20 protein-coding genes and 5 tRNA genes are annotated in these 23,683 nt (G+C 47.8%); 11 read left to right on the top strand and 14 right to left on the bottom strand.

Features of this window, described 5'->3' with window-relative positions; genetic code table 11:
- Nucleotides 1–64: 64 nt before the first annotated feature.
- From rarD to FCU94_RS14665, 3 genes are all read left to right on the top strand, one after another.
- Nucleotides 65–982, top strand: a complete 918-nt coding sequence (rarD, locus tag FCU94_RS14675) for an EamA family transporter RarD (RefSeq protein WP_176289265.1) — start codon at nucleotides 65–67, stop codon at nucleotides 980–982.
- 70 nt (nucleotides 983–1,052) lie between these two features.
- Nucleotides 1,053–1,847, top strand: a complete 795-nt coding sequence (locus tag FCU94_RS14670; protein ID WP_176289264.1) for a helix-turn-helix transcriptional regulator — start codon at nucleotides 1,053–1,055, stop codon at nucleotides 1,845–1,847.
- Nucleotides 1,848–1,929: 82 nt separating this feature from the next.
- Complete coding sequence (locus FCU94_RS14665) at nucleotides 1,930–2,592, top strand: LysE family translocator (RefSeq protein WP_176289263.1); 663 nt, start codon at nucleotides 1,930–1,932, stop codon at nucleotides 2,590–2,592.
- 203 nt (nucleotides 2,593–2,795) lie between these two features.
- Here the strand turns inward: FCU94_RS14665 and FCU94_RS14660 are convergent, their stop codons facing one another.
- Together FCU94_RS14660 and uvrD are read right to left on the bottom strand one after the other, a co-directional pair.
- A complete protein-coding gene (locus tag FCU94_RS14660; RefSeq protein ID WP_176289262.1) occupies nucleotides 2,796–2,966 on the bottom strand; it encodes a hypothetical protein in 171 nt (56 codons plus the stop codon).
- Between the two features lie 465 nt (nucleotides 2,967–3,431).
- Nucleotides 3,432–5,603, bottom strand: a complete 2,172-nt coding sequence (gene uvrD / locus FCU94_RS14655) for a DNA helicase II (protein ID WP_176289261.1) — start codon at nucleotides 5,601–5,603, stop codon at nucleotides 3,432–3,434.
- A gap of 293 nt (nucleotides 5,604–5,896) precedes the next feature.
- On the opposite strand from uvrD, the gene FCU94_RS14650 reads away from it, so the two are divergent.
- From FCU94_RS14650 to FCU94_RS14635, 4 genes are all read left to right on the top strand, one after another.
- On the top strand, nucleotides 5,897–6,157 hold the full coding sequence (locus FCU94_RS14650; RefSeq protein WP_176289260.1) for a BufA1 family periplasmic bufferin-type metallophore: 261 nt from the start codon (nucleotides 5,897–5,899) through the stop codon (nucleotides 6,155–6,157).
- Nucleotides 6,158–6,221: 64 nt separating this feature from the next.
- Complete coding sequence (bufB, locus tag FCU94_RS14645) at nucleotides 6,222–7,067, top strand: MNIO family bufferin maturase (RefSeq protein WP_369597258.1); 846 nt, start codon at nucleotides 6,222–6,224, stop codon at nucleotides 7,065–7,067.
- Nucleotides 7,064–7,831: an HvfC/BufC N-terminal domain-containing protein gene (locus FCU94_RS14640; protein WP_176289258.1), complete on the top strand. Its 768-nt coding sequence runs from the start codon at nucleotides 7,064–7,066 to the stop codon at nucleotides 7,829–7,831. Before bufB ends, FCU94_RS14640 begins: the two co-directional genes overlap by 4 nt.
- Before the next feature lie 26 nt (nucleotides 7,832–7,857).
- On the top strand, nucleotides 7,858–8,298 hold the full coding sequence (locus FCU94_RS14635; RefSeq protein ID WP_441351746.1) for a DoxX family protein: 441 nt from the start codon (nucleotides 7,858–7,860) through the stop codon (nucleotides 8,296–8,298).
- A gap of 120 nt (nucleotides 8,299–8,418) precedes the next feature.
- On the opposite strand, the gene prlC is transcribed toward FCU94_RS14635, so the two are convergent.
- On the bottom strand, nucleotides 8,419–10,461 hold the full coding sequence (gene prlC, locus FCU94_RS14630; RefSeq protein WP_176289256.1) for an oligopeptidase A: 2,043 nt from the start codon (nucleotides 10,459–10,461) through the stop codon (nucleotides 8,419–8,421).
- Between the two features lie 219 nt (nucleotides 10,462–10,680).
- Between prlC and FCU94_RS14625 the strand changes: the two genes are divergently transcribed.
- Nucleotides 10,681–11,520: a 23S rRNA (adenine(2030)-N(6))-methyltransferase RlmJ gene (locus FCU94_RS14625; RefSeq protein WP_176289278.1), complete on the top strand. Its 840-nt coding sequence runs from the start codon at nucleotides 10,681–10,683 to the stop codon at nucleotides 11,518–11,520.
- Nucleotides 11,521–11,712: 192 nt separating this feature from the next.
- Nucleotides 11,713–13,068: a glutathione-disulfide reductase gene (gene gorA / locus FCU94_RS14620; RefSeq protein ID WP_176289255.1), complete on the top strand. Its 1,356-nt coding sequence runs from the start codon at nucleotides 11,713–11,715 to the stop codon at nucleotides 13,066–13,068.
- Nucleotides 13,069–13,118: 50 nt separating this feature from the next.
- On the opposite strand, the gene FCU94_RS14615 is transcribed toward gorA, so the two are convergent.
- Nucleotides 13,119–14,003, bottom strand: a complete 885-nt coding sequence (locus FCU94_RS14615) for a response regulator (protein ID WP_176289254.1) — start codon at nucleotides 14,001–14,003, stop codon at nucleotides 13,119–13,121.
- Nucleotides 14,004–14,108: 105 nt separating this feature from the next.
- Here FCU94_RS14615 and FCU94_RS14610 point away from each other — a divergent pair, with 105 nt between their 5' ends.
- Nucleotides 14,109–14,867 (top strand): chromosome partitioning protein ParA, encoded by a 759-nt coding sequence (locus FCU94_RS14610; RefSeq protein ID WP_176289253.1) that lies wholly within the window; start codon nucleotides 14,109–14,111, stop codon nucleotides 14,865–14,867.
- Between the two features lie 23 nt (nucleotides 14,868–14,890).
- Here FCU94_RS14610 and FCU94_RS14605 read toward each other — a convergent pair whose 3' ends face one another.
- The 10 genes from FCU94_RS14605 to FCU94_RS14560 all read right to left on the bottom strand — a co-directional run bounded on the left by FCU94_RS14605 (nucleotide 14,891) and on the right by FCU94_RS14560 (nucleotide 22,928).
- Nucleotides 14,891–15,796, bottom strand: a complete 906-nt coding sequence (locus tag FCU94_RS14605) for an SPOR domain-containing protein (RefSeq protein ID WP_176289252.1) — start codon at nucleotides 15,794–15,796, stop codon at nucleotides 14,891–14,893.
- Between the two features lie 170 nt (nucleotides 15,797–15,966).
- Nucleotides 15,967–16,905: an ABC transporter permease gene (locus FCU94_RS14600; RefSeq protein WP_176289251.1), complete on the bottom strand. Its 939-nt coding sequence runs from the start codon at nucleotides 16,903–16,905 to the stop codon at nucleotides 15,967–15,969.
- A 2-nt stretch (nucleotides 16,906–16,907) separates the two neighbouring features.
- Nucleotides 16,908–17,885 carry an ABC transporter permease gene (locus tag FCU94_RS14595; RefSeq protein WP_176289250.1) on the bottom strand — a complete coding sequence of 326 codons (978 nt, stop codon included), beginning with the start codon at nucleotides 17,883–17,885 and terminating at the stop codon, nucleotides 16,908–16,910.
- A gap of 165 nt (nucleotides 17,886–18,050) precedes the next feature.
- A complete protein-coding gene (locus tag FCU94_RS14590) occupies nucleotides 18,051–19,601 on the bottom strand; it encodes an ABC transporter substrate-binding protein (protein WP_176289249.1) in 1,551 nt (516 codons plus the stop codon).
- An 88-nt stretch (nucleotides 19,602–19,689) separates the two neighbouring features.
- Nucleotides 19,690–21,405: a dipeptide ABC transporter ATP-binding protein gene (locus tag FCU94_RS14585; protein WP_176289248.1), complete on the bottom strand. Its 1,716-nt coding sequence runs from the start codon at nucleotides 21,403–21,405 to the stop codon at nucleotides 19,690–19,692.
- A 951-nt stretch (nucleotides 21,406–22,356) separates the two neighbouring features.
- Nucleotides 22,357–22,433, bottom strand: a tRNA-Pro gene (locus FCU94_RS14580).
- 55 nt (nucleotides 22,434–22,488) lie between these two features.
- Nucleotides 22,489–22,564: transfer RNA gene (locus FCU94_RS14575), tRNA-His, on the bottom strand.
- Nucleotides 22,565–22,607: 43 nt separating this feature from the next.
- Nucleotides 22,608–22,684 (bottom strand) — tRNA-Pro (locus FCU94_RS14570).
- A 57-nt stretch (nucleotides 22,685–22,741) separates the two neighbouring features.
- Nucleotides 22,742–22,817, bottom strand: a tRNA-His gene (locus tag FCU94_RS14565).
- A gap of 34 nt (nucleotides 22,818–22,851) precedes the next feature.
- Nucleotides 22,852–22,928, bottom strand: a tRNA-Arg gene (locus tag FCU94_RS14560).
- Between the two features lie 309 nt (nucleotides 22,929–23,237).
- Here FCU94_RS14560 and FCU94_RS14555 point away from each other — a divergent pair.
- Nucleotides 23,238–23,651 carry a c-type cytochrome gene (locus FCU94_RS14555; RefSeq protein ID WP_176289247.1) on the top strand — a complete coding sequence of 138 codons (414 nt, stop codon included), beginning with the start codon at nucleotides 23,238–23,240 and terminating at the stop codon, nucleotides 23,649–23,651.
- Nucleotides 23,652–23,683 lie beyond the last annotated feature (32 nt).

The raw sequence follows: 23,683 nt of genomic DNA, 5'->3' as shown, positions 1-23,683 counted from the left end.
TTTCATCGTCATTCGTATACTGCATGTTTCAGTTTGTAAAATTCTTTAACATGAGTAAATCGCCATGACCATAGAAGAACAACAAAGAGCCAAACAGGGTGTATTGCTCGCGATTGGTGCCTACACCATGTGGGGTATCGCCCCTATCTATTTCAAGTCTCTCGCCGATGTCTCTGCGCTAGAGATTCTGAGCCATCGCATCGTGTGGTCATTTCTCCTCCTTGCCCTACTGCTCCACTTTGGTCGTCGCTGGCGTGGTGTGGTTGAGGTAGTGAAATCAAAACAGAAGATGGCGTACCTATTGGTTACTTCGATTGTTATTGCCGCTAACTGGTTGATCTTCATCTGGGCGGTTAACGCCAATCATATGCTCGATGCCAGCTTGGGCTACTATATTAACCCGTTAATAAATGTGGTGCTTGGGATGCTATTTCTCGGCGAGCGCTTGCGTAAAATGCAGTGGTTTGCGGTGCTACTCGCCAGTTGCGGGGTCATGGTGCAGTTAATCGCCTTTGGTTCAGTACCCGTGGTGGCGATTGTGCTCGCTCTCAGTTTTGGTTGTTACGGCTTGCTGCGTAAGAAAGTCAGCTTAGATGCACAGACTGGATTATTCATTGAAACTCTGTTGCTGTTACCCGCAGCCGCTGTCTACCTGCTTTGGTTCGCAGAGACGCCGACTTCAAACATGGCGCTCAACAGTACTCAACTCAATCTGCTGCTAATCTCAGCGGGGATTATAACCACACTGCCGCTGCTGTGTTTTACCGGTGCCGCAACACGACTCAAGCTCTCTACACTGGGATTTTTCCAATATATCGGCCCGAGCTTAATGTTTTTACTGGCGGTATTGGTCTACGGTGAAGCCTTTAGTACCGACAAAGCGGTGACCTTTGCGTTTATTTGGGGAGCCCTGCTGGTATTTAGCTTTGATGGTTTAAAAAACAATCGCCAAATGAGAAGAGCCGCCGCCGCGACGAGCTGATCGTTTTTTACAAGACAAGGTTACGCGCAAGCTATAAGCTTGGTGAAATAATCACCAAGCTTTTTGTTTTATGAATCAGGTCAATTATCACACCACGCCAAATAGAGAAATCAGCTTAATTGAGGCGAACTATCGTTCGTTCGCTTTTTCACGCCACTATCATCTTGATTTTCATATTGGCCTAATCACTGGTGGGCAGCAGACTTTTCACTATAAAGGTGTACGGCATAATGTTGGCAAAGGCCAACTGGTGATCATGCCACCAGACGAACTCCACGACGGTCGTTCAATACTCGAAAGTGGCTATCAAGTGCGAGTATTTGAACTCGACCCTTTGTGGCTCAGTGAACTGGCACAGTTGAGCCAGCCTAACCAGCTAATCCATTTTAAACAACTGATCGTTTCAGATAGTGATTTGTTCCATACTCTGAGTTCACTACATCAGTGGCTAACGCAAGATCGAGTCAGCCAATTGGCTAAGGATTGCTTGCCCTATGAGGGGTTTAAACACCTATTCAGAGGCTACGCTAGTAGCAGTCAAAAGCCTGCACTGCCACTAGGCAAACAGTCCATAGCGACATTAAAAGAGTATCTCCTTGCTCACCTCGACCAACCTGTTCGTTTAGCTCAGCTCTCTAGCCTATGCCAACTAAGTCCAACTCAGTTTCAACGCCACTTTAAAGCAAAAGTCGGACTCACCCCATACGCTTGGTTTAATCGCTTACGGATGGAACAAAGTATGAAGCTGCTTAAAGCTGGGGTAAACGGCACCGAAGTTGCCCATCAAGTCGGTTTCTATGATCAGGCTCATTTTAGCAAAGCGTTTAAATCCACTTTCGGGGTTAGTCCCTCACAGATTAATTAAACAGTGTTAGTTTTTTACAATCCTAACCGTGGAAACAATGGCACCATCACATGATGCATTGCAATAACCTAAAGATATCGCCATGAATGAAATGACCATTTTATCTACACTCGCCGTCGTCCACTTTGTCGCCTTGATGAGCCCGGGGCCTGACTTTGCTTTAGTGGTACAAAATGCGACCCGATATGGACGCCAGACGGGTCTATATATCGCGCTAGGGCTTTCTTGTGGCATCTTGATCCACTCCGTTCTCAGCTTAACCGGGGTAAGCTATCTGGTTCACCAGCAACCGACTTTATTTGCCCTGCTGCAACTTGCCGGAGGCAGTTACTTGGCCTATCTCGGTTATGCTGCACTTAAAGCGACCGTCACCACACTACGTCAACCGGTGGCTGAAAAAGAAGGGGCGGACTCAGCAAACTTACTGCTGAGTAACAAACGTCAAGCCTTCTCACGTGGTTTTGCCACTAATATCCTCAACCCTAAAGCGTTAGTGTTTTTTGTCAGTTTAATGTCGAGCTTAGTGCCCGCTACTATGTCACTGACGGGCAAAGGGCTCGCGCTGGTGCTGTTATGGAGCTTGTCGCTACTGTGGTTTTCTTTTCTCGCGTGGGCGCTATCGACTTCGAGTATGCAGCGCAGAATTAAAGCCCTTGCGGTGTATATCGATGGTTTGTGTGGTGTATTGTTCAGCGTGCTTGGCGCCAGTATTTTATGGCAATCGGTGGCCAATCTTGTACTTTAGATAGGAATAATTTCTATTTAAGCATAAGCTCACAGCGTTATCTGTTGTTGACCACCTAGGATCAGACCGTCGATCAGCCTACCAGCTTGTGCGAGATCTCTTACAAGCAAGTGAGTAAATATAGCTTTTTTGCTAAGAAAAATGTAAACAGCCAACTATAACTCATTGTTTTACATAGCAACGCTCAATATTCATGCGAATTTTTATCGAATAAAACGTTTGCGTGCTATTGCCCACTGAGCACAAACGGGTAATATGAATCGTGTCGGAAGGATGCTGACACGGAACAGGAAATTGCCACGGATTTGGTAATCTTCAGGAAGAAGATACGGTTGCTCAGGACGAGTGATCGGCACGGAAAGCAAATTGGACATTGAACGGACGCAATAGTGACTAGGATGGTTGCTACTAAGGATGGGAAATGGACACCTCTGGACGAGGAAAGGACTGATCATCAGGATGATGAAAAGGACACCGCTCAAGGAACAAGCGAAGTGAGCTAACGTGGATGGTTAGCGGACCAGGATAGGGTCAAGGACACCGCTAGGATGGCGATGAAAGGACTAAGCTGAAGGAACTCAGCCTACTATCAAGGATTAGATGCATGGAGCACCTCTAGTAGCCGGATTGCTGCGAGTAAGACTATAACCCCGATGGGCTTTGCCCTCGGGGTTTTTCTTTATCTCTTTTTCTGCATGTTTAAGCTTTATACTTCGTTGTCTGCTCTCACTCCCAGAGCGCTGGCCAGGCCCTATCACATAGGTTTCCTATGCTCAGGGGTCTCGCTCGATTGTCGCCTCGTCTAAAGCTCAAACATATTGAAAAACCACTTGAGAGAACTACAGCTTTTCGAGTTTGGCGTACGCGGTGACCAGCCACTTAATGCCTTCGCCGTTAAAGGCCACTTGTACTCGGCTTTGTGGGCCGCTGCCTTCAAAGTTGATAATCGTACCTTCACCAAATTTAGGGTGCATTACGCGCGCACCCAAGCTAAAGCCAGTTTCGTTAAAACTCTCTTTGACGACGGTTTGACTAAAGCGACCCGAGCTGGCCGGACGGCTCACCTGCGCTTTCATGCGCACTTCATCCAAGCACGCTTCTGGTAGTTCACGAATAAAGCGTGACGGCTTGTGATATTTATCTTGTCCGTAGAGACGACGCATCTCGGCATAGGTGATATAGAGTTTTTCCATCGCCCGCGTCATTCCCACATAACAGAGGCGACGTTCTTCTTCCAAGCGGCCTGCCTCCTCAGCTGACATTTGGCTTGGGAACATGCCCTCTTCAACGCCGACCATAAACACCAGTGGAAACTCAAGTCCTTTGGCACTATGAAGGGTCATCAGTTGCACTGCGTCTTCAAACTCATCCGCCTGACCTTCACCCGCTTCCAGGGCGGCATGAGTCAAAAATGCCGTTAGCAGAGTCATCTCTTCCGCTTCTTCCGGTTTTTCGAACTGGCGAGTCGCCGTGACTAGCTCTTCCAAGTTTTCAATGCGGGCTTTCGACTTCTCACCTTTCTCCTGCTCATACATGGCAAACAGACCCGAATACTTAATCACGTGGTCGGTCTGTTCGTGCAGTGACATTTCAAAGGTGTCGTCTTCAAGTGCTTGAATAAGTTCAACAAAGCGGCTCAATGCGCCAGCAGCTCGACCTGGCAACACTTGCTCTTCGAGCAGAGCCGTACTAGCTTGCCATAATGTGCACCCTCGATCGCGGGCGGCAAAGCGAATCGTTTCTAACGTTTTATCACCCAAACCACGAGTAGGAGTGTTGACCACGCGCTCAAAGGCCGCATCGTCGTTGCGATTAGACATCAACCTTAAGTAACTGAGCGCATCTTTGATCTCTTGGCGCTCGAAGAAGCGCATACCGCCATAAATTCGATACGGTAACCCCGCTTGGATCAAGGCCTCTTCCAGCACACGCGATTGGGCGTTGTTACGATACAACATCGCGGCGTCATTCAACGCGCCACCTTTGTCTTGCCACTCTTTGACCTTATTGACCGCAAAGCGCGCTTCATCCAGTTCGTTGTAAGCCGAATACACCGAAATCGGCTCACCTTCTGCGCCTTCTGTCCACAGCTCTTTGCCCATACGTTCGGTATTGTTGGCAATCAGGGTGTTGGACGCTTCAAGAATGGTTTTGGTCGAGCGATAGTTTTGCTCAAGGCGAATAGTATTAACACTTGGGAACTCACGCGTGAACTTCTCAATATTTTCAATTTTAGCCCCGCGCCAGCCATAAATAGACTGGTCGTCATCACCCACTATCATCACGTGAGAATCTGGCCCGGCCATCATACGCAGCCAAGCGTATTGAATGTTGTTGGTATCTTGAAACTCATCCACCAAAATATGCTTGAAGCGCGCTTGATAATGCTCTCTGATGTGCTGCTTTTCACGCAGCAATTCATGGGCACGAAGCAGGATTTCAGCAAAATCCACCAAACCTGCGCGGTCACACGCTTCTTGGTAGGCGCTATAGAGCTGGAGGTAAGTTTTGGTTACCGGATCGTGGTAAGCATCAATGTGATTCGGGCGTAAGCCTTCGTCTTTTTTGCCGTTGATCCACCAGGCTACCTGACGCGGCGGCCACTGCTTCTCATCGAGATTTTGCGCTTTCACTAAGCGACGTAGCAGACGCTGCTGATCATCGCTATCGATAATTTGGAAATCTTCCGGTAGCTTGGCATCGAGATAGTGAGCCCGCAAAATACGATGGCAAATCCCGTGGAAAGTGCCGTTCCACATTCCCGAAGCGCTGCCCATCATCAACTCTTCAATACGCCCGCGCATTTCCGCAGCCGCTTTGTTAGTGAAGGTAACCGACATAATGGAAAACGGCGACGCTTGCTCAACCGACATTAGCCACGCGATACGGTGAACCAACACGCGAGTTTTACCACTGCCTGCCCCCGCTAAAACGAGTAGATTTTCTAGTGGGGCGGCGACAGCTTCGCGCTGTTTGTCGTTCAGACCATCGAGAAGTAATGAAGGATCCATGAGGTGCTCAGCTACTGTTTATCTATACATATAACGGCATTATACCCGAGTGACCTTAAGATGCTAGGGACAGAATCACCCCATCGATAAATTGTTCAACAGCAAAATAATAAAAAATTTATAACCATATTTATCAATAACTTAAAGCAAATTAACCCATTACCACCCAGACAGAGACAATTTTAATGAAAGTTTTCTCAGCCAACTTCGCTCTTATTCGTTAAGTGAACCGTTGGAATTTTAACCAGCAGTTTGCCGATAAAAGTAAAGCAACCTATTCTGAGGAAATTATTATGAAAAAGTCTAACCTTGCTGTGACCACCGCGATTACTGGCCTTATTGCTCTAGGCGGCACCCTACTCACCGCAACGCCTGCCGTTGCTGCAGAAAAAGAGAAATGCTACGGCGTGGCGAAAGCAGGCAAAAACGATTGTGCGACGAAAACCAGCTCATGCGCTGGCACAGCAAAACAAGATAACCAATCGGATGCTTTCGTGGTGGTACCAAAAGGTTTATGCGGCAAACTTGCTGGCGGTAGCACCCAGTCATCGTAATCAATTGCGGCGTAGCGATCTGAGCTCATCCAGATCGCTTTTTTTTGCTGACAAGGAGCATACCGTGACCCTCTACCATCAACAGGTTGGTGTTGGATTAAGAACACCACACCTTAATTTTTTTTCTGAGCACCCCACACCACTGAGCTGGCTGGAAGTTCACAGCGAGAACTACTTCCAACCCAACTCCGACGCGCGTCATCAGCTACGTCGTATTGCCAAGGACTATCAAATCAGTTGTCACGGCATTGGCCTTTCGCTTGGCAGTGTTGATCGGGTCAATCGTCATCACCTAGGCCAGTTGCAAAACTTGGTTGACGAGTTCAACCCATTTTTGATTTCAGACCATCTGAGTTGGAGTCAAAATGGTGGTCACTACTTTAATGATCTACTGCCGCTACCTTATACCGAAGAGGCGTTAGCGGTGTTTTGTCGTAACGTCATGGAAGTGCAAGATGCTCTGAAGCGACCGATTCTAATCGAGAACCCATCCAGCTATTTGCGCTATCAACACTCCACTATCACAGAGTGGGAGTTTTTGCGCGCAGTACAACAGCGCACCGAATGCCGTTTGTTGCTCGACCTAAACAATATTCACGTTTCTGCGTTCAATCATGGTTTTGACCGCTATCACTATCTCGATGCCATCCCAGCCAACGCCGTCGATGAAATTCACTTAGCTGGGTTTACGGTCAAAGCGCTAGAGCAAGGCGAGCTATGGATTGATACCCACAGTCAGCCCGTTAGTGATGAAGTATGGCAACTGTTTGACTATTGGCTCAGGCAATACGGCACACGTCACACTCTAATTGAGTGGGATATAGACATCCCAGCTGCGCCAATACTGCTCGCCGAGGCCGAAAAAGCGAGTGATTACTTACACCAGCAGAACAATAGGCAAGCCTCATGAGTGTCTCCCCCAGCCTCGCCCAACTGCAGTCAAACTTTAACGCTGCGCTACATTATCAAGCCAACGCTGAGCAGTGCGATATTGTCAGCGATGCTTTTAGCGCCGAAGAACGGCTGCAGATTTACCGCAACAATTTCATTATCAGTTTAAGCGAAGTGTTACAAGCCACCTACCCGATGTTGCTCGCGCTATGGGGAGAAGAGTGCTTTGCCCAAGTCGCGCGCCAACATGTGTTGCATCACCCGCTCACCTCCGGTGATGTTAGCCACTACGGCAACCATTTTTCCGACACCATCAACCAGTTTCCAGCACTGGTTGATGCGGCCCCCTACAGTCCAGATGTCGCGCGTTTCGAATGGGTGATGGATCAATCTGTACAACAATACAATCACTCCCCTACACTAAACGGACTGCGCCCGTTAGAAGGGTTGAGCCAAATTTCCACGGCTGAACACTGTCAGATAAAAGTGCACTTGCACCCTAGCGTGATGGGATTTGCATCTTCTTACGCCCTGTTCTCACTGCGCCAAGCCATCCAAGAAAACGACTTTTCATCCCTAGACCTCAATCAAGCAGAACAGGGCGTGATCGCCTATCAGGCACATCAAGGGGTGTGGAGTATGGCTCTCACAGAGAATGAGTACTCACTGCTGAAGCAGTTACAAGCACAACACTTGTTGAGCGATATTGCTCCGTCGCTGCTCACTCATCTCAACCGACTTAACCAACTCAAACTGCTCGCGGGCTTTACCCTTGAGCCATAAGTGGAGAACACGCTATGTCTTATTCAATGGCCACCTGGCTCCATCGTTATGACCACTGGGTCAATCGCGTACAAACTGGCGTTGCACCGCTGCTATTACTGGTTTGTCGCTTGTGGGTTGCGTGGGTATTTTTTAATGCCGGATTGACAAAAATTGCCACCTGGGACAGCACCCTATACCTATTTGAGTACGAGTACCAAGTGCCGTTTTTGCCTTGGTTATGGGCGGCGTATCTGGCCACAGCGGCAGAACTCAGTGTACCTATCTTTCTCGCTCTCGGCCTATTTACTCGGCCAATGGCAATCATGTTATTTGGCTTTAATATCGTCGCCGTCGCCTCGTATCCTGTATTGTGGGAACAAGGCTTTTACGACCATCAACTGTGGGGATTAATGTTACTGATGGTGGTAATTTGGGGTCCAGGACAGCTCTGCGCCGATCAATGGCTGCGCCGCAAGCTCGCTTGATACACACAAAGTTAATGGGAACTGATTAACCCTCTCGCCCGATTGCTTTTCTCACCAGTGAACAAAAAAGAGCCCCGCAAAATTCGCGAGGCTCTGATCGTTCAAAGTGGAGAATCGTTACTAGGCTGCAATTCCTGAATGACGCAACAAGGCATCGATCTGTGGCTCACGCCCACGGAAACGCTTAAACAGTTCCATCGGCTCTTCACTACCGCCCATCTCAAGAACGTGATTAAGGAAGCTTTGACCTGTCTCGCGGTTGAAAATCCCTTCCTCTTCAAAACGCGAGAATGCATCAGAAGAGAGCACTTCTGCCCACAAGTAACTGTAGTAACCCGCACTGTAACCACCAGCAAAAATATGACCGAAGCTATGTGAGAAACGGTTCCACTCAAGGCTTGGCAATACTGCGACTTTGCTCTTCACCTCCGCCAAAGTTTCGAGTACTCGAGGGCCCATATCGGGGTCAAACTCGGTGTGCAGAGTGAAATCAAACAAACCAAACTCCAATTGGCGCAAAATAAACATCGCTGACTGGAAGTTCTTCGCTGCTAGCATCTTTTCGAGCATCGATTTCGGCAATGGTTCGCCAGTCTGGTAGTGACCCGAAATAAACGCCAGCGCCTCTTCTTCCCAACACCAGTTTTCGAGGAACTGACTCGGTAGCTCAACCGCATCCCAAGGCACGCCATTGATACCCGATACCGCACCGACATCGACTTGAGTGAGCATATGGTGAATGCCGTGACCAAATTCGTGGAACAGTGTCACCACTTCATCATGAGTAAACAGCGCAGGTTTATCACCCACAGGACGGTTGAAGTTACAAGTGAGGTACGCAACCGGTGTTTGCAACTCGCCCGATGCGTTGATGCGGCGCACACGACACTCGTCCATCCAGGCGCCGCCGCGCTTGTGTTCACGGGCATACAGGTCGAGATAGAAGCTACCGCGTAGCTTCTCATCCGCATCAAAAATATCAAAGAAACGCACCGACTCATGCCAAGTATCGACTCCGTGACGCTCTTTGACGCTCATACCAAACACGCGGTTGAGCACTTCAAATAACCCACTCACGACTTTGGCTTCAGGGAAGTATGGGCGTAGCTCTTCATCTGAAATTTGGAACAAGTGTTGCTTCTGTTTTTCACTGTAGTAAGCAATATCCCACAAGTTGAGTTCCTCAACGCCAAACTCCGCTTTGGCAAACTGACGCAACTCTTCGACTTCGCGCTCACCTTGCGGTTTGGCCTTGCTGGCCAAGTCATTGAGGAAGCCCAACACTTGCGAAGGATTCTCAGCCATCTTAGTCGCGAGCGATTTTTCGCTAAAGGTGTTGAATCCGAGCATACGGGCCACCTCGTAACGAAGTTTGAGTTGCTCATTGATGATCTCGGTGTTGTCCCATTTACCAGCCGTCGGACCACGGTCAGAAGCGCGAGTGACGTAGGCTTCGTACAACTCTTTGCGCAGCGCTTGGTTATCGCAGTATGTCATTACTGGCAAGTAAGACGGAATATCTAAAGTGAGTAAGTAACCATCGAGTTGTTTCGCTTCAGCCGCCGCTTTCGCAGCCGCAAGAGCCGACTCTGGCATACCGGCCAGCTCTGCTTCGTCGGTAATATGCTTAGTCCAGCCCATGGTGGCATCCAAGACATTGTTCGAGAACTTAGAGCCAAGCTCAGACATACGCTTGCTGATTTCACCATAGCGATGCTGCTGATCAGCGGGCAGGCCAATTCCCGACAGTTCAAAATCACGCAACGCATCATTAATGGTTTTTTGTTGCGCGCGAGTCAGACCAGCAAACGCTTCACTGGCTTTGATCGCCTTGTACGCTTCAAACAACCCTTTGTGCTGACCAACCCAAGTGCCGTACTCCGACAGCAGCGGTAAGCAGCTTTCGTACGCTTCGCGCAGCTCATCACTATTGACCACAGAGTTCATATGGCTGACAGGCGACCAAAGACGGCTGAGTTTGTCATCCACTTCTTCAATTGGCGCAACTAAATTGTCCCAGGTGGGCTCTTCATTGCCATCGAGTACCTGCTCAATTTTGGCCCGGCAGTCTGCTATGGCCTGCTCTACCGCTGGCTTGACATGCTCTGGCTGGATTTGCGAAAAGGGTGGCAAATCAGTAAAGCTAAGAAGTGGATTAGACATAAACATTCCTTTTATTGGCGATGCGAACCGAGCGTTCGCCGTACAAATTTATCGTTGGTTTACTACTAAATATAGGTAGATTCACGATTTTTCAATAGTAGCCGCGGTGAATCAGCTAGACAAAAGCCGATGAGCGGAATGGCTCAAGCCTGCCTCTGACGTGGAATTGGGTATATACTAGGGGCTATTTTGTTCGCCTCCCGATTTGAGAGTGTCATTTTGTTAAGTTATCGCCACAGCTTTCATGCCGGCAACCATGCCGATGTGATTAAACACATAGTTCAAAGCCTGATCCTCGACGCCTTAAAGCAAAAGGATAAACCGTTTGTGTACCACGACACCCACTCTGGCGTGGGCCGCTATGACCTGACCCATGAGTGGTCGGAAAAAACGGGCGAGTATAAACAAGGCATCGCCCGAGTATGGCAACAAAACGGTGTGCCGACAGAACTTGAGAGTTACCTCGACGCGGTGAAAGCGCTCAATCACGGCGATACGCTGCGTTATTACCCAGGTTCACCTCGAGTGGCACGTGCGCAGATACGCCCTCAAGACCGCATGGTACTCACCGAGCTTCATCCCAGCGACTACCCGTTGCTTGAACAAGAGTTTCACCGCGATCGTCAAGTGAGTATTTTTAAGCAAGATGGTTTCCAACGTCTTAAAGCCAGTTTGCCGCCCAAAGAGCGCCGAGGCCTAGTCCTCATAGACCCGCCTTACGAGCTGGCGAAAGAGTATCGCGACGTAGTACAAGCCATCTTCCAAAGCTACAAACGCTGGGCGACAGGCATTTATGCGATTTGGTACCCAGTGGTTAACCGTTGTGACATTGAAGACATGATTGAAGGCTTACAAGGGCTAGGCATTCGTAAAATCTTACAAATTGAACTCGGCGTTGCCCCTGATACCAATGAGCGCGGAATGACGGCGTCGGGCATGATAGTGATCAACCCACCGTGGAAACTCGAAAGCCAAATGAACGAGATACTGCCGTTCTTAAAAGAAGCAATTGCCCCGGCAACCGGTCACTTTAAAGTGGAATGGATTGTTCCAGAATAATCCAACCCAGATAACCTGAAGCTTGGCTTTATCGCTATTTGTCATAATCCTGCGCGCTTTTTCTCATTGGGAAAAGGTGCCCAGTCGATTTATGATACACATCAGTAAAGCTGAGTAGTGGATTGAGTTTGCTCAAACTCATCCCGATATACTCTATAAGCATTCAAAAAATCAATCAGCTCGGAGAAAGTAATGGCGACTCATTTTGATTACCTCTGCATCGGTGGCGGCTCAGGCGGCATCGCATCAGCAAACCGTGCGGCCATGTACGGCGCAAAAGTAGCCCTCATCGAAGCGCAAGATCTTGGTGGTACTTGTGTTAACGTCGGTTGTGTGCCGAAAAAAGTGATGTGGCATGGCGCGCAAATCGCTGAAGCGATGAACTTGTACGCCGAAGACTACGGCTTTGACGTCGACGTAAAAGGCTTCGACTGGAACAAATTGGTAGAGAGCCGCCAAGCTTACATTGGCCGTATCCACCAATCTTACGATCGCGTACTGGGCAACAACAAAGTAAACGTAATCAAAGGTTTCGCTAAGTTTGTTGATGCTAAGACCGTTGAAGTCAACGGTGAGCACTACACAGCGGATCACATCCTAATTGCAGTCGGCGGCCGCCCGACGATTCCGAACATTCCTGGTGCAGAATACGGCATCGACTCCAACGGTTTCTTTGAGCTGAGTGAACAGCCAAAACGTGTTGCGGTTATCGGTGCAGGTTACATCGCGGTTGAAATCGCTGGTGTATTACACGCACTTGGCACAGAAACGCACCTATTCTGCCGCAAAGAGTCACCACTACGTAGCTTCGATCCAATGATCATCGAAACGCTCGTTGAAGTGATGGAAGCGGAAGGTCCAACACTACACACGCACTCAGTGCCAAAAGAAGTGGTTAAAGAAGCCGATGGCAGCCTAACGCTTCACCTAGAGAATGGTAATAGCCAAAACGTAGACCAGCTTATTTGGGCTATCGGTCGTCATCCAGCAACGGATGCGATTAACCTTGCATCGACGGGCGTTGAAACTAACGAGGGCGGCTACATCAAAGTCGACGAGTTCCAAGCGACCAACGTACCTGGCATCTACTGTGTCGGCGACATCATGGAAGGCGGTATTGAGCTAACACCTGTGGCAGTTAAAGCGGGCCGTCAGCTATCAGAGCGTCTATTCAATGGCAAGACCAACGCGAAGATGGACTACAACCTAGTGCCAACTGTCGTGTTCAGCCACCCACCAATCGGTACTATCGGTCTGACAACGCAAGAAGCGGAACAGAAGTACGGCAAAGACAACGTGAAGGTTTACACGTCTGGCTTTACCGCAATGTACACCGCCGTGACTAAGCACCGTCAACCATGTAAGATGAAACTGGTTTGTGCCGGCGAAGAAGAGACCGTCGTGGGCTTACACGGTATTGGTTTCACCGTAGATGAAATGATTCAAGGTTTCGGTGTCGCGATGAAGATGGGCGCAACCAAAGCGGACTTCGACTCTGTGGTTGCCATTCACCCAACCGGTTCTGAAGAGTTTGTTACCATGCGGTAATGGGCGACAAATTGTGAAAAAGGATGCCAAGGCATCCTTTTTTATTGCCGCTAAAAACCAACTAAGGTGACGTTACCGACAAACCCCTCATCGACTTGGCAGCAAAAGTCGACTCGCTTATCGGCTGGCTTATCATAGAGCGTTTTGAGCTTATCAAACTCTGTGGGAATAAAACTGACGCTTTTAAGGCGTAAACTCTTACGAGTTTGGCTGTCGAGAAACGCTAATGCAGAACGATTTAACACAGTCTGGCACGCGTCTAAGATCCCTTTACTGACTAATTGAGCCTGCAAAACTTGTTGCTTGGCCTCACCGCTAGCCCCAGAAAACACACAAATGGCGTTCAAGTCGAGAATGGCTACCGCACGCGGCTTTTGCGTCGCGCTATCTTCGTAGACTGCGAGTAAACATGGAATTTTGCTACTATCGAAACGCTGAGCACTTAAGCTCGATAAGCTGAGGGTATCGCCCAACTCACGTTGCAACAGTTTCTCTAGCTGAGATAACTTGGGCAACGCCAACTCTTTTTGCACATCGTTAACTGAATCGAGCGTCGTTTTACTCTCCTCGGCACCTTGAACCAAGGGCAGCAGTAAGCGATGCAGTTGACTATCTTCAAATGGCTTGGTCAGCACAAAGCTGGCCCCTGCAGCTTTAGCTTGCTGGATTTGTTGCTGGTCATCGACGGTGGTGATCATACCCACCTTGATAGCTTGGTTGAGTTTCATCAACTCTTGTATCAAAGCCAGCCCTGACATATTGGGCATATACCAGTCGGTCAACACAATATCCGGCTGCCACTCCTCTGCAAGCTTCATCGCTTGCTGCGCCTCACTGGCCTTTTTTATTGATAAACGACAATAACCAAAGCTTTCTAAGCCCCGCCTGACGATTTCTAAGGTGGCTTTACTGTCATCAACTATCAATATTTTCACTGTGCGCTTTTACCTAAACCAAGCAGAACTGTCTAAATTATAGGCACATTTTTCCCACTCAACTAAACTTAACCTCGATCTTGCTTGCAAATTTTGAGGGATGGAATGGATTTATCGCCACTGCTAAGCGCCGACAACCTCGTCGCACTCGCGATTGACTTTGGCCTACTGGTTCTACTAGCGTGGTTCATTATTTTGTTGCTCATTTTGCGTGAGTTTCGCCACTTTGCACGCCAAGTGGTCAACGATCGCGAGCTCGACCGAGCAACCTATGACCTTTGTCAGCAATCCGTTGACCAAGCCCTCAACTATACCGCTGACAATAACGACACACTTAATGACTTAATCATCATTCAGCAAGCGCTCGAATCTCAAGTGTCTCAAATTAAAGCCGCCAAACAAGATCTCAGCGAACAAGAGCAAGCGTCTATCAACGAGCTCAATCAAAAGCTGAATAAATCACACCGCTTAATCAAAAAACTTAAAGGAGACTTAGACATAAGCGTGAAAGGCTTAAAGCGCGCTAAAGGCAAATTAATGCAGCAAAATGACACGGTAGAAAGCCTACAGATGGAAAAGCAGCAACTCGAAAAGCAATTTGAACAACTCGAACAAGAGTACATTCAGATCAGTGAGTCAGGAGGGGTCGACAATCTCGCCAAAGCATTCCAGCAGGAGAAACAGCAGCTACTCGAGAAAATCGAGCAGTACCAAAGCCAGTTATCGGCAAAAGGCGATACGGAAGCACTGGCGGCAGAGTTAGAAGCATCCCAGCAGCAACTCCACCACCTCAATAAAGAAAAAGAGTTTGTTGAGAAAAAATACCTAGAACTGCTTAACGAAGCCGAAAAAAAACCGCAGTAGTCGTGTCACCACTGTGGTTTCGATCAATTGACACATATCACGTTAAGCAACGACGTTCCTTTGAGCTGATTCACTTTACCGCTCGTAAATAGCCCAGTGCGTTCCGCGCCCCAGTAAGGAAGGTGCATCGGCCATTTAGCCTTGGCCATCATGCCTGAGTCAAGCAGCGCTTGCCACTCTTGCGGCGTTGCCAAGCGCATTCCCAGGCGCTGACACATCTTGTACGCACCTTGATAGTCCATCCGGTTCCAAGGCAGCTCATGCTCCATGTAGAACTGATCGTCGCTAAACATCGCATAGGGCACCTTGTATTCAACTCCAGCGACCTTAGTACTCAAACGAATCGTCACTTCTTTTTCGCCTTGATTCTGCGCCTTGGTTGGCGGGGCGGCAACTGGCTGAGCTTTGACTGGCGCAGGGATCACGGTTGTCGCTTGCTTGGCCGGTTTAGGCGTTGTCACTGGCTTGGTCATAGGCTTGGGTGCTTTCGCGGGGGCACCTTTTACGACCTCACGAATAAACGCCTGTTTATAACCGGGTTCGGTCTGAATCTTGGCCAGCTCTTGCTTTGCGATAGCGAAATCATTGTAAGGCCCGATTAGGCAACGATAGGCTTTGCCTTCGGGTTTGGCCCAAACATCGGTACTAATTTGCTTATACAGAAGCTTCGCCTTAGGCAAAGATAAAGGCTGCCCAAAGACACCACACTGGATCCAAAAGGTCGACTGTGACCCTTTAGGGGGGGACTTACCCCACAATCCGTTGCCAACAGGACAATTTGTATCAAGCACAGGCAATTGGTTGGTTGATGCTTGTGTCGCATCACAGAGAAATTCTTCCGCCAATACTGCGGGTGACCAAAATGGTACAGCTAATGCCGCTAAGAGTGTCCATTGCTTCCAATACGTTTTGTTCGGCATTGATGCCATATTGATACCCATACTGTTCAAACTAAACCCGTGTTGGTTCACTGATGCTGTTTACTACCGCTCTCTTATTGACGTTATAGAACGTCGTTATTGAGAATGCAAAAAAAGAGCCGCAATGAATGACGGCTCTTAGTGTAGTGAGATTTTTATATTGAAATCTTAGGCTTGGATCACCCTTTGTAGATTTTTGGGTTAAATACGTCTCGTAGCCAGTCACCCAGCAAGTTGATCACCAGAACTAATGTGACCAGCACCACTCCAGGAAAGGCGGTAATCCACCACGCACCAGAGAAAATGTAGTTAAATCCAATACTAATTAGCGCCCCCAACGAAGGTTGGTCTACAGGCAAACCTAGTCCAAGGAAAGAAAGTGCCGCCTCCGACATAATCGCGTTTGCCACCTGCACTGTCGAAATAACCAAGATTGGAGATAAACAGTTTGGCAATATGTGGCGGAACATAATACGTGGCGCTTTAAAGCCCATCACGCGCGCCGCTTCAACATACTCTTTCTTCTTCTCTGCTAGTACCGACGCTCGAATGGTACGTGCGTATTGCGGCCACTCAGCCACACCGATGATCACCACCAGCATCACCACCGCGTACTGACTGTAGAAGTCGCTGCCGAAGCTGGCCTTGAAGATCGCCGAGACGATGATCGCCACCATCATGGTTGAGAATGATAACTGCACATCAGCAAAGCGCATCAAGAAGCTATCGATACGACCACCGAAGTAACCTGCTGATAGGCCAATCACGATCCCTAGTATTAACTGCAAGCCGACCGCTAAAAAGCCAATCGCAAGCGATAAACGTGAACCATAAAGAATGGTCGAAAAAATATCACGACCCTGCTCATCGGTACCCAATAAGAAACGTTCATCGCCGTCTTCCATCCATGACGGAGGTAACTCAGAATCGAGGATATCTATTGAAGAGAGATCATAAGGGTCGGTAGGGGCAATGATTGGTGCAGACAGCGCCATCACCAAAAACAGCATGAAGACCGTAAAACTCGCCATCGCAACTTTATCGCGCTTAAAGTAATACAGAAAATCCGATTGTTTGAAACGCTCCCAACGAGAAGGAGCAGCCATTGTTTGACTCATAATTATGCTCCTTTACCTGTCAAATTAACGGTTGGGTTGATGATGCCGTACAGCAAATCAACAATAGTGTTAGTGACAACGAATATCAGGCCAACAAAAATTACGTAAGCGGTGATAAGCGGTGTATCCACACGGTTAATAGCTTCAAGGAAAAGGAAACCAGTGCCTGGCCACTGGAAAACGGTCTCAGTCAAGATGGTGTAGGCAACCATAGTACCAATCTGTACACCACCAACGGTGAGTACCGGTAACATGGTATTTTTCAGCGCGTGTTGGTAATAGATCTTGTTCAGCGCCAAGCCTTTCGCTTTACCAAACTTGATGTACTCAGAACTCAATACTTCCAGCATCTCAGAGCGTACCAAGCGAATAAACAGCGGCAGCATAATAGAAGCCAGTGCAATACATGGCAAAATCAGGTGCGCGAGTCCATCTAGGGTGAAGAAGCCAGATTCCCAGCCCAACACATTAGAGGTTTCGCCGCGTCCATAGGACGGCAGCCAACCTAACTCTATCGAAAACACATACATCAACATGATGGCGGTCAAAAACACCGGAATAGAGATACCGATACTACTACCTGCCATCACTACCTTAGTGAACACACTTTTTGGGTGAATTGCCGAGTAAACACCGAGAGGGATTGAGAAAAATATAATAATCAGTGTTGCCCCAAACACCAGTTCGAGTGTGGCAACCAGTTTATCCAGAATCACCTCAACCGCAGGGCGCTTGAAGAAATAAGAAGTACCTAAATCACCTTGTATCGCATTGCCTACAAAGCGTGTGTATTTTGTAATGAAGGGATCGTTCAGGCCTAACTCATCACGCAAAGCTTGACGCTCTGCTTCAGAAACCGACTGACCAACCAGCTCACGCAGAGGGTCGCCAAGGTTATCCTGAATGGCAAACGCCACTAAACTGATCACAAACATCACTATCAGTGCCTGAAACAGGCGCTTGACCAGAAACGAAAACATTCCTTGCCCCTTTACTTTCCATGGAATTCAGTCTGCGAAATCGAACTATGTCGTTCGCAACTTTCAGTCTTAAAAATGGCACTCAACCCGACTGAAACAAAGCTAAGCACCAAAAAATCGTTGGGCACCTACACCATGGCAGGTACCCAACTTACTTCAACCTAATTACTTAACCACTAGGTCGCCGAAGTAAGGGAAGTTCATCGCGTTTACGATTGGAGCAATGTCGACGTTAGATTTTGCGCCCCACGCTAGGTTCTGCCAGTGTAGAGGTACAAACGCTGCTTCGTTGTACAGTGTTGCTTCTACTTTTTGCAGCATGGCAGCACGCTTAGCAGGATCCGTTTCTACGTTTGAATCCATCACTAACTTGTCCACTTCTGCATTCGAGTAGTGGCCACAGTTGTACTGACCTTTACCTGACTCTTCGTTACGCGTCATGGTTAGGAACTCAGAGAAGTTCGCTGAATCTTCGGTATCAGAGTGCCAACCGATCATCAACATGTCTGCCGCACATTTGTCGAACTCAGGCCAGTATTGCGCTTTAGGCATGGTCTTCAGATCAACCTTGATACCAATCTTAGATAGCATTGCCGCAGCCGCTTGAGCAATTTTCGCGTCGTTTACGTAACGGTTGTTTGGCGCCATCATAGATAGCGTAAAGCCGTTTTCGTAACCCGCTTCTTTCATCAAAGCTTTTGCTTTCTTAAGATCGTAACGAGGCATAAGATCTGCGCTGTAACCGGCATAGCCTTCAGGGCCTTGCTGACCAGCCGCTGTCGCGAAGCCTTTCATGATTTTCTTCACGATACCTTCGTTGTTGATAGCGTGAACAATAGCCTGACGAACACGCACGTCTTTCAGAGCTTCGTTGCTGTTTTGGTTCATTTGGAACGTAATGATACGTGTGCCTGGTAGCGTCACTAGGTCAACGCCTTTCGCATTTTTTACACGCTTGTGGTCGTTTGGAGCCACTGGTGCAATCATATCGACATCACCAGATAGAAGTGCTGCAACGCGAGTGGCGTCTTCTTTGATTGGTACTAGAGTGAGTTTGTCTACGTTACCCGTGTCCTTGTCCCAGTAACCATCAAAACGTTCAAATTCTACTTTTACACCTTGCTCACGAGAAGTCACAACGAACGGACCCGTACCTGATACGTTAGTTGAAGCAAAAGAATTACCGTGCTTAACTACTTCGCCTTTGTCTTTGCCGTCAGCCGTTGTACCAGAGTAGAACTTGCTGTCCATTGGGAAGATGTAAGTTGCTGTTTGAAGAACCAGAGGGTAAGCACCTTTGGAAACAAGCTCTACCGTGTAATCGTCAACTTTAACCATCTTCTCATACGGTTCGAAGATTGCTTTAAAATCTGGAGAGTCTTTCAGACGCTCAAACGTCCAAACCACATCATCAGCGGTTAGTTCATTACCAGAGTGGAACTTCACCCCTTCACGCAGTTTGAAACGGAAAGTGGTGTCATCAACACGTTCCCATTTCTCTGCAAGGCGAGGTTCAAAATCTAACTTCTGTGTGTAACGAACTAGTGGATCAAACACCATGTGAGACATTTGCAGTGTGCCGCCAGAAAGCTGCTCATGCGGGTCAAGTGATACTGGATCTGCGTCATAAGCGACGGTGATATCTGCTGCAGCTGCGCTCAAGCTAAGGCCAGCTGCCATTAAAGCCACTGCTAGTTTGCTTTTCATGGTTTTCATTGCATAACTCCTTATGCGGGATTTTCTATCCCTAGTTGTTGTGTTTGCTTCTGTTTATTCACCCAGAAGTCTGGGTAAGATCGACGACTTACGCCGTTTTTATCTTTTCTCTTAAACCGGTAAATTCTGGCATCAGAGAAATCAATTGCTTGCTGTACTCATGCTGAGGTGAGCCAAACAGCTGCTCTGTCGGTGCAACTTCGAGCAAGGTCCCCATTTGCATTACCCCCACTCGGTCACACATTTGGCGAATCACCGGAAGGTCATGGCTGATAAACAGCATGGTGAGATTTAACTCATCTTGTAAATCTTTGAGTAGGTTTAGGATCTGCGCTTGTACCGACACATCCAAAGCAGACGTCGGTTCATCACAAATCAACAAGCGTGGTCGCGTCGCTAAAGCGCGAGCAATCGAGATACGTTGACGCTGACCACCAGAAAACTCGTGCGGGTATTTAACGCCTGCCATATGTCCCAAACCCACGTGCTCAAGCAAGTCGTTGACGATTTGGCGCGTTTCCGTCTCGCTATTGGTCAACTTATGAAAACGAATCGGTTCGGCAATAATGTCAAACACCTTCATGCGTGGGTTCATGGATGTATATGGGTTTTGAAACACCATCTGCATTTGACGGCGCATTGGGCGACGTTCTTTCTCTGACTTCAAACCAGTCAGGTCAATACCTTCGAATGTCACGCGACCTTCGTCTGGCGCGTATAAACCGGCAATCACACGCGCAATGGTTGATTTACCTGAGCCAGACTCTCCTACCAAACCAAATGTCTCACCTTCGAACACTTCGAAACTGACATTGTTAGATGCTTGGACATACTCGCGGCGACTTTCAAACAGCGAATCTTTGGTCACGAAGCGTAAGTTAACATTCTCAACATTGAGTAGTGGACCTGTGTATTCACGCTCATCTTGGCTTTGACCTAACCAGTGATTCTTAATGTCTAGCGGCTTCATTTCCGCCGCTTCTTCGATATAACTTACTAAGGGGAAACGATCGAGTTTCATATCCGATCGCGGTACCGCCGAGATAAGGCTGCGTGTGTAGGTGTGGTCAGGGTCGCCAAGTACTTTGGCCGTTGGTCCAAACTCAACGAGGTCGCCGCGGTACATCACCGCCACGCGGTCAGTCACGTTTGAGACCACTCCCATATCGTGAGTCACCAACATACAGCCGACGTTATTCTTAATACACAAATCACGAATCAAAGTTAGGATTTGATCTTGGATCGAAACATCCAATGCGGTTGTTGGTTCATCAGCAATGATCAGGTCGGGTTCGCCCGCAAGCGCAATGGCAATAACCACACGCTGACGCATGCCGCCAGAGAACTGGTGAGGATACTGTTTAAGACGGTTTTCCGGCTGAGGAATCCCTACCTGCTGCATCAGTGATAGAGCGCGCTGATAGGCCTCTTCATCCGACACCTTCATGTTTGCGTGGATCGTCTCTTTTAACTGATGCTCGACCGTAAACAGTGGATTAAGCGATGTCATTGGATCTTGGAAGATAAATCCAATTTTGGATCCGCGCACTTTGCGCATCTGCTCTGGTTTGAGACCGGAAATCAGTTCACCATCGAGATACACATCACCGCTGGCGATACGTCCCGGAGGGCTAAGTAAATCGATAACCGCATTACCCACGGTCGATTTACCTGCTCCCGACTCGCCAACCACACCGACAATTTCGCCACGCTCAATATTAAAAGAGAGCGCTTTGACAGCGGCATGCACCCCATGACGCGAAGGGTATTCAATACGAAGGTTTTTTACTTCTAAGAGTGACATTAACCAGACCTCTACTGCTTTGGCAGCTTTCTGCCCTGTCTGAAAAGTGAATCCATTCATGCCGACATAGTGTTACGGCAATTTATAAGGTCATCAATTTGGCAAATAATTCACAGAAAAGCAACAAACATAGGATAAAAAGTCGAAATCGAACAAAAACCAAGCACTAAAGCAAAATAAATATGCAAAACAGCTAGATGATCAATTGGTCAAACCAGAATCAATCATCAATGCGGCATCCTAAAATAAAAGGCTTCAAGTTATTTGTTACTACTTTTGGTTATAAACAAACGAAACCAAGGATGAATATAAATTCACTCCAATGCGACATTGGGTGTTTAACAAATAAAAAACATAAACCTATTAAAGTATGAATTTTGAGATAATGATCTGAGGTTTATCACAATTTAACCAAACTATATGCTAGATAAAGACCGCATTATTAGCGATATTGACCACTGTAATTTTGTGGAATGTAGATAAGAAAAGTGCGGTTGATGCGTAAAGAGTAAATAAAGACGATATGAGTATGAGAAATGTCACAAGCAAAAAAGCCCCGTAATTTGTGACGCAGACGGCCAGTTGAGGCTTTTTAATAGTGGTCGGTGAAGAGCCATTCCTTGAACGTCAGGCGAACCCCACTCAGGATTCGAATCAGACCCTAAATACCAGAAAGTAAAAAGCCTCATCATTTCTGACGAAGCTTTTTAATAGTGCTGGGTGAAGAGACATACTTTGAACATCAGACGAACCCCGCTTTGAGTTCGAATTAACTATATTACAGATAGTAAAAAGCCCTAGTCTTTCGTCGCGGACGGCTAGTCTAGGGCTTCAATTGTGGTCGGTGAAGAGCCATTCCTTGAACATCAGGCGAACCCCACTCAGGATTCGAATCAGATCCTAAATACCAGAAAGTAAAAAGCCCTAGTCTTTCGACTAGGGCTTCAATAGTGGTCGGTGAAGAGGGATTCGAACCCCCGACCCTCTGGTCCCAAACCAGATGCGCTACCAAGCTGCGCTATTCACCGACTTATGTTTTACTGCGCTTAAATCGCAATAGGAAACCGAAGCTACCTTGATTAATGGGGTGGCTAACGGGATTTGAACCCGCGACAACTGGAATCACAATCCAGGGCTCTACCAACTGAGCTATAGCCACCATCAAATTATAGTGTTCATCGCTATAGCGAAAAACGAAATAGTGGTCGGTGAAGAGGGATTCGAACCCCCGACCCTCTGGTCCCAAACCAGATGCGCTACCAAGCTGCGCTATTCACCGACTTAATGTTTTGCCCTGATTTTAATCAAAGCAGGAAACTTACGTTACCTAAATAAATGGGGTGGCTAACGGGACTTGAACCCGCGACAACTGGAATCACAATCCAGGGCTCTACCAACTGAGCTATAGCCACCACTATATTTTTCACCGATATACCTTTGAGCGAATGGTACGCCCGAAAGGATTCGAACCTTCGACCTTTGGCTCCGGAGGCCAACGCTCTATCCAACTGAGCTACGGGCGCATGCCCTATCGGCGGAGTGGAATAATACGGATATCACACAATGTCGTCTAGTACTTTTTAAACTTTTTTTATCGGTTGGCGCCTTTTTGGGCAATTAAAGTGTGATAAACCCCTATTTCCCATTAGATACTAGTCTACAAGCGGTTAACTTGTTGTTTATTGCAACAAGTTAACAGGATATAATCACCCATTATTTACATTGATTTAACAGCAACTCAGGGTTTTACGCGCTTTTGGTCGCTGTTGATCAAATCCCACTCTAATAACAGGTAAGCACGCACTTACCTTCAGGAATGTAAAGTGAGTTTAATGGATATGTCTCGAAAAATGTTAACCGCTTTGGTCGCTGCAATCACTTTTTCTAGCGCCTCTTTTGCAGCCAGTGTAAGCCAAGAAGAATATGATGCTATTGCTGAACGTATTAAACCTGTTGGTGATGTGTATCTAGCAGGGGCAGAACCGGTTAAAGCAGAACCAACCGGTCCTCGTGATGGTGCAACTGTGTACGGGACTTTCTGTATTGCTTGTCACGCATCAGGCGTGAGTGGCGCACCGAAAACGGGTGATGCTGGCGATTGGGCTCCGCGTATCGCACAAGGCCGTGATGTACTCAACAACCACGCAATCAATGGTTTCAATGCGATGCCTGCCCGAGGCACCTGTATGGACTGTTCGGATGACGAAATTGTTGCCGCTATCGATCATATGATTGAAGGTCTGTAATTCCCTTCTCTAATACATCACTAAAAAGGCTT

It is taken from the genome of Vibrio sp. JPW-9-11-11 (assembly GCF_013369335.1).
Lineage (GTDB): Bacteria > Pseudomonadota > Gammaproteobacteria > Enterobacterales > Vibrionaceae > Vibrio.
Note: the sequence above shows the minus strand (reverse complement) of the source record. Positions and strands in the feature narration are given on the sequence as shown.

Coding starts and splice junctions, on each gene's coding strand:
- rarD (WP_176289265.1), top strand. CDS start 65: ATGACCATAGAAGAACAACAAAGAGCCAAACAGGGTGTATTGCTCGCG.
- FCU94_RS14670 (WP_176289264.1), top strand. CDS start 1,053: ATGAATCAGGTCAATTATCACACCACGCCAAATAGAGAAATCAGCTTA.
- FCU94_RS14665 (WP_176289263.1), top strand. CDS start 1,930: ATGAATGAAATGACCATTTTATCTACACTCGCCGTCGTCCACTTTGTC.
- FCU94_RS14660 (WP_176289262.1), bottom strand. CDS start 2,966: ATGTCCAATTTGCTTTCCGTGCCGATCACTCGTCCTGAGCAACCGTAT.
- uvrD (WP_176289261.1), bottom strand. CDS start 5,603: ATGGATCCTTCATTACTTCTCGATGGTCTGAACGACAAACAGCGCGAA.
- FCU94_RS14650 (WP_176289260.1), top strand. CDS start 5,897: ATGAAAAAGTCTAACCTTGCTGTGACCACCGCGATTACTGGCCTTATT.
- FCU94_RS14640 (WP_176289258.1), top strand. CDS start 7,064: ATGAGTGTCTCCCCCAGCCTCGCCCAACTGCAGTCAAACTTTAACGCT.
- FCU94_RS14635 (WP_441351746.1), top strand. CDS start 7,858: ATGGCCACCTGGCTCCATCGTTATGACCACTGGGTCAATCGCGTACAA.
- prlC (WP_176289256.1), bottom strand. CDS start 10,461: ATGTCTAATCCACTTCTTAGCTTTACTGATTTGCCACCCTTTTCGCAA.
- gorA (WP_176289255.1), top strand. CDS start 11,713: ATGGCGACTCATTTTGATTACCTCTGCATCGGTGGCGGCTCAGGCGGC.
- FCU94_RS14610 (WP_176289253.1), top strand. CDS start 14,109: ATGGATTTATCGCCACTGCTAAGCGCCGACAACCTCGTCGCACTCGCG.
- FCU94_RS14605 (WP_176289252.1), bottom strand. CDS start 15,796: ATGGCATCAATGCCGAACAAAACGTATTGGAAGCAATGGACACTCTTA.
- FCU94_RS14600 (WP_176289251.1), bottom strand. CDS start 16,905: ATGAGTCAAACAATGGCTGCTCCTTCTCGTTGGGAGCGTTTCAAACAA.
- FCU94_RS14595 (WP_176289250.1), bottom strand. CDS start 17,885: ATGTTTTCGTTTCTGGTCAAGCGCCTGTTTCAGGCACTGATAGTGATG.
- FCU94_RS14590 (WP_176289249.1), bottom strand. CDS start 19,601: ATGAAAACCATGAAAAGCAAACTAGCAGTGGCTTTAATGGCAGCTGGC.
- FCU94_RS14585 (WP_176289248.1), bottom strand. CDS start 21,405: ATGTCACTCTTAGAAGTAAAAAACCTTCGTATTGAATACCCTTCGCGT.
- FCU94_RS14555 (WP_176289247.1), top strand. CDS start 23,238: ATGGATATGTCTCGAAAAATGTTAACCGCTTTGGTCGCTGCAATCACT.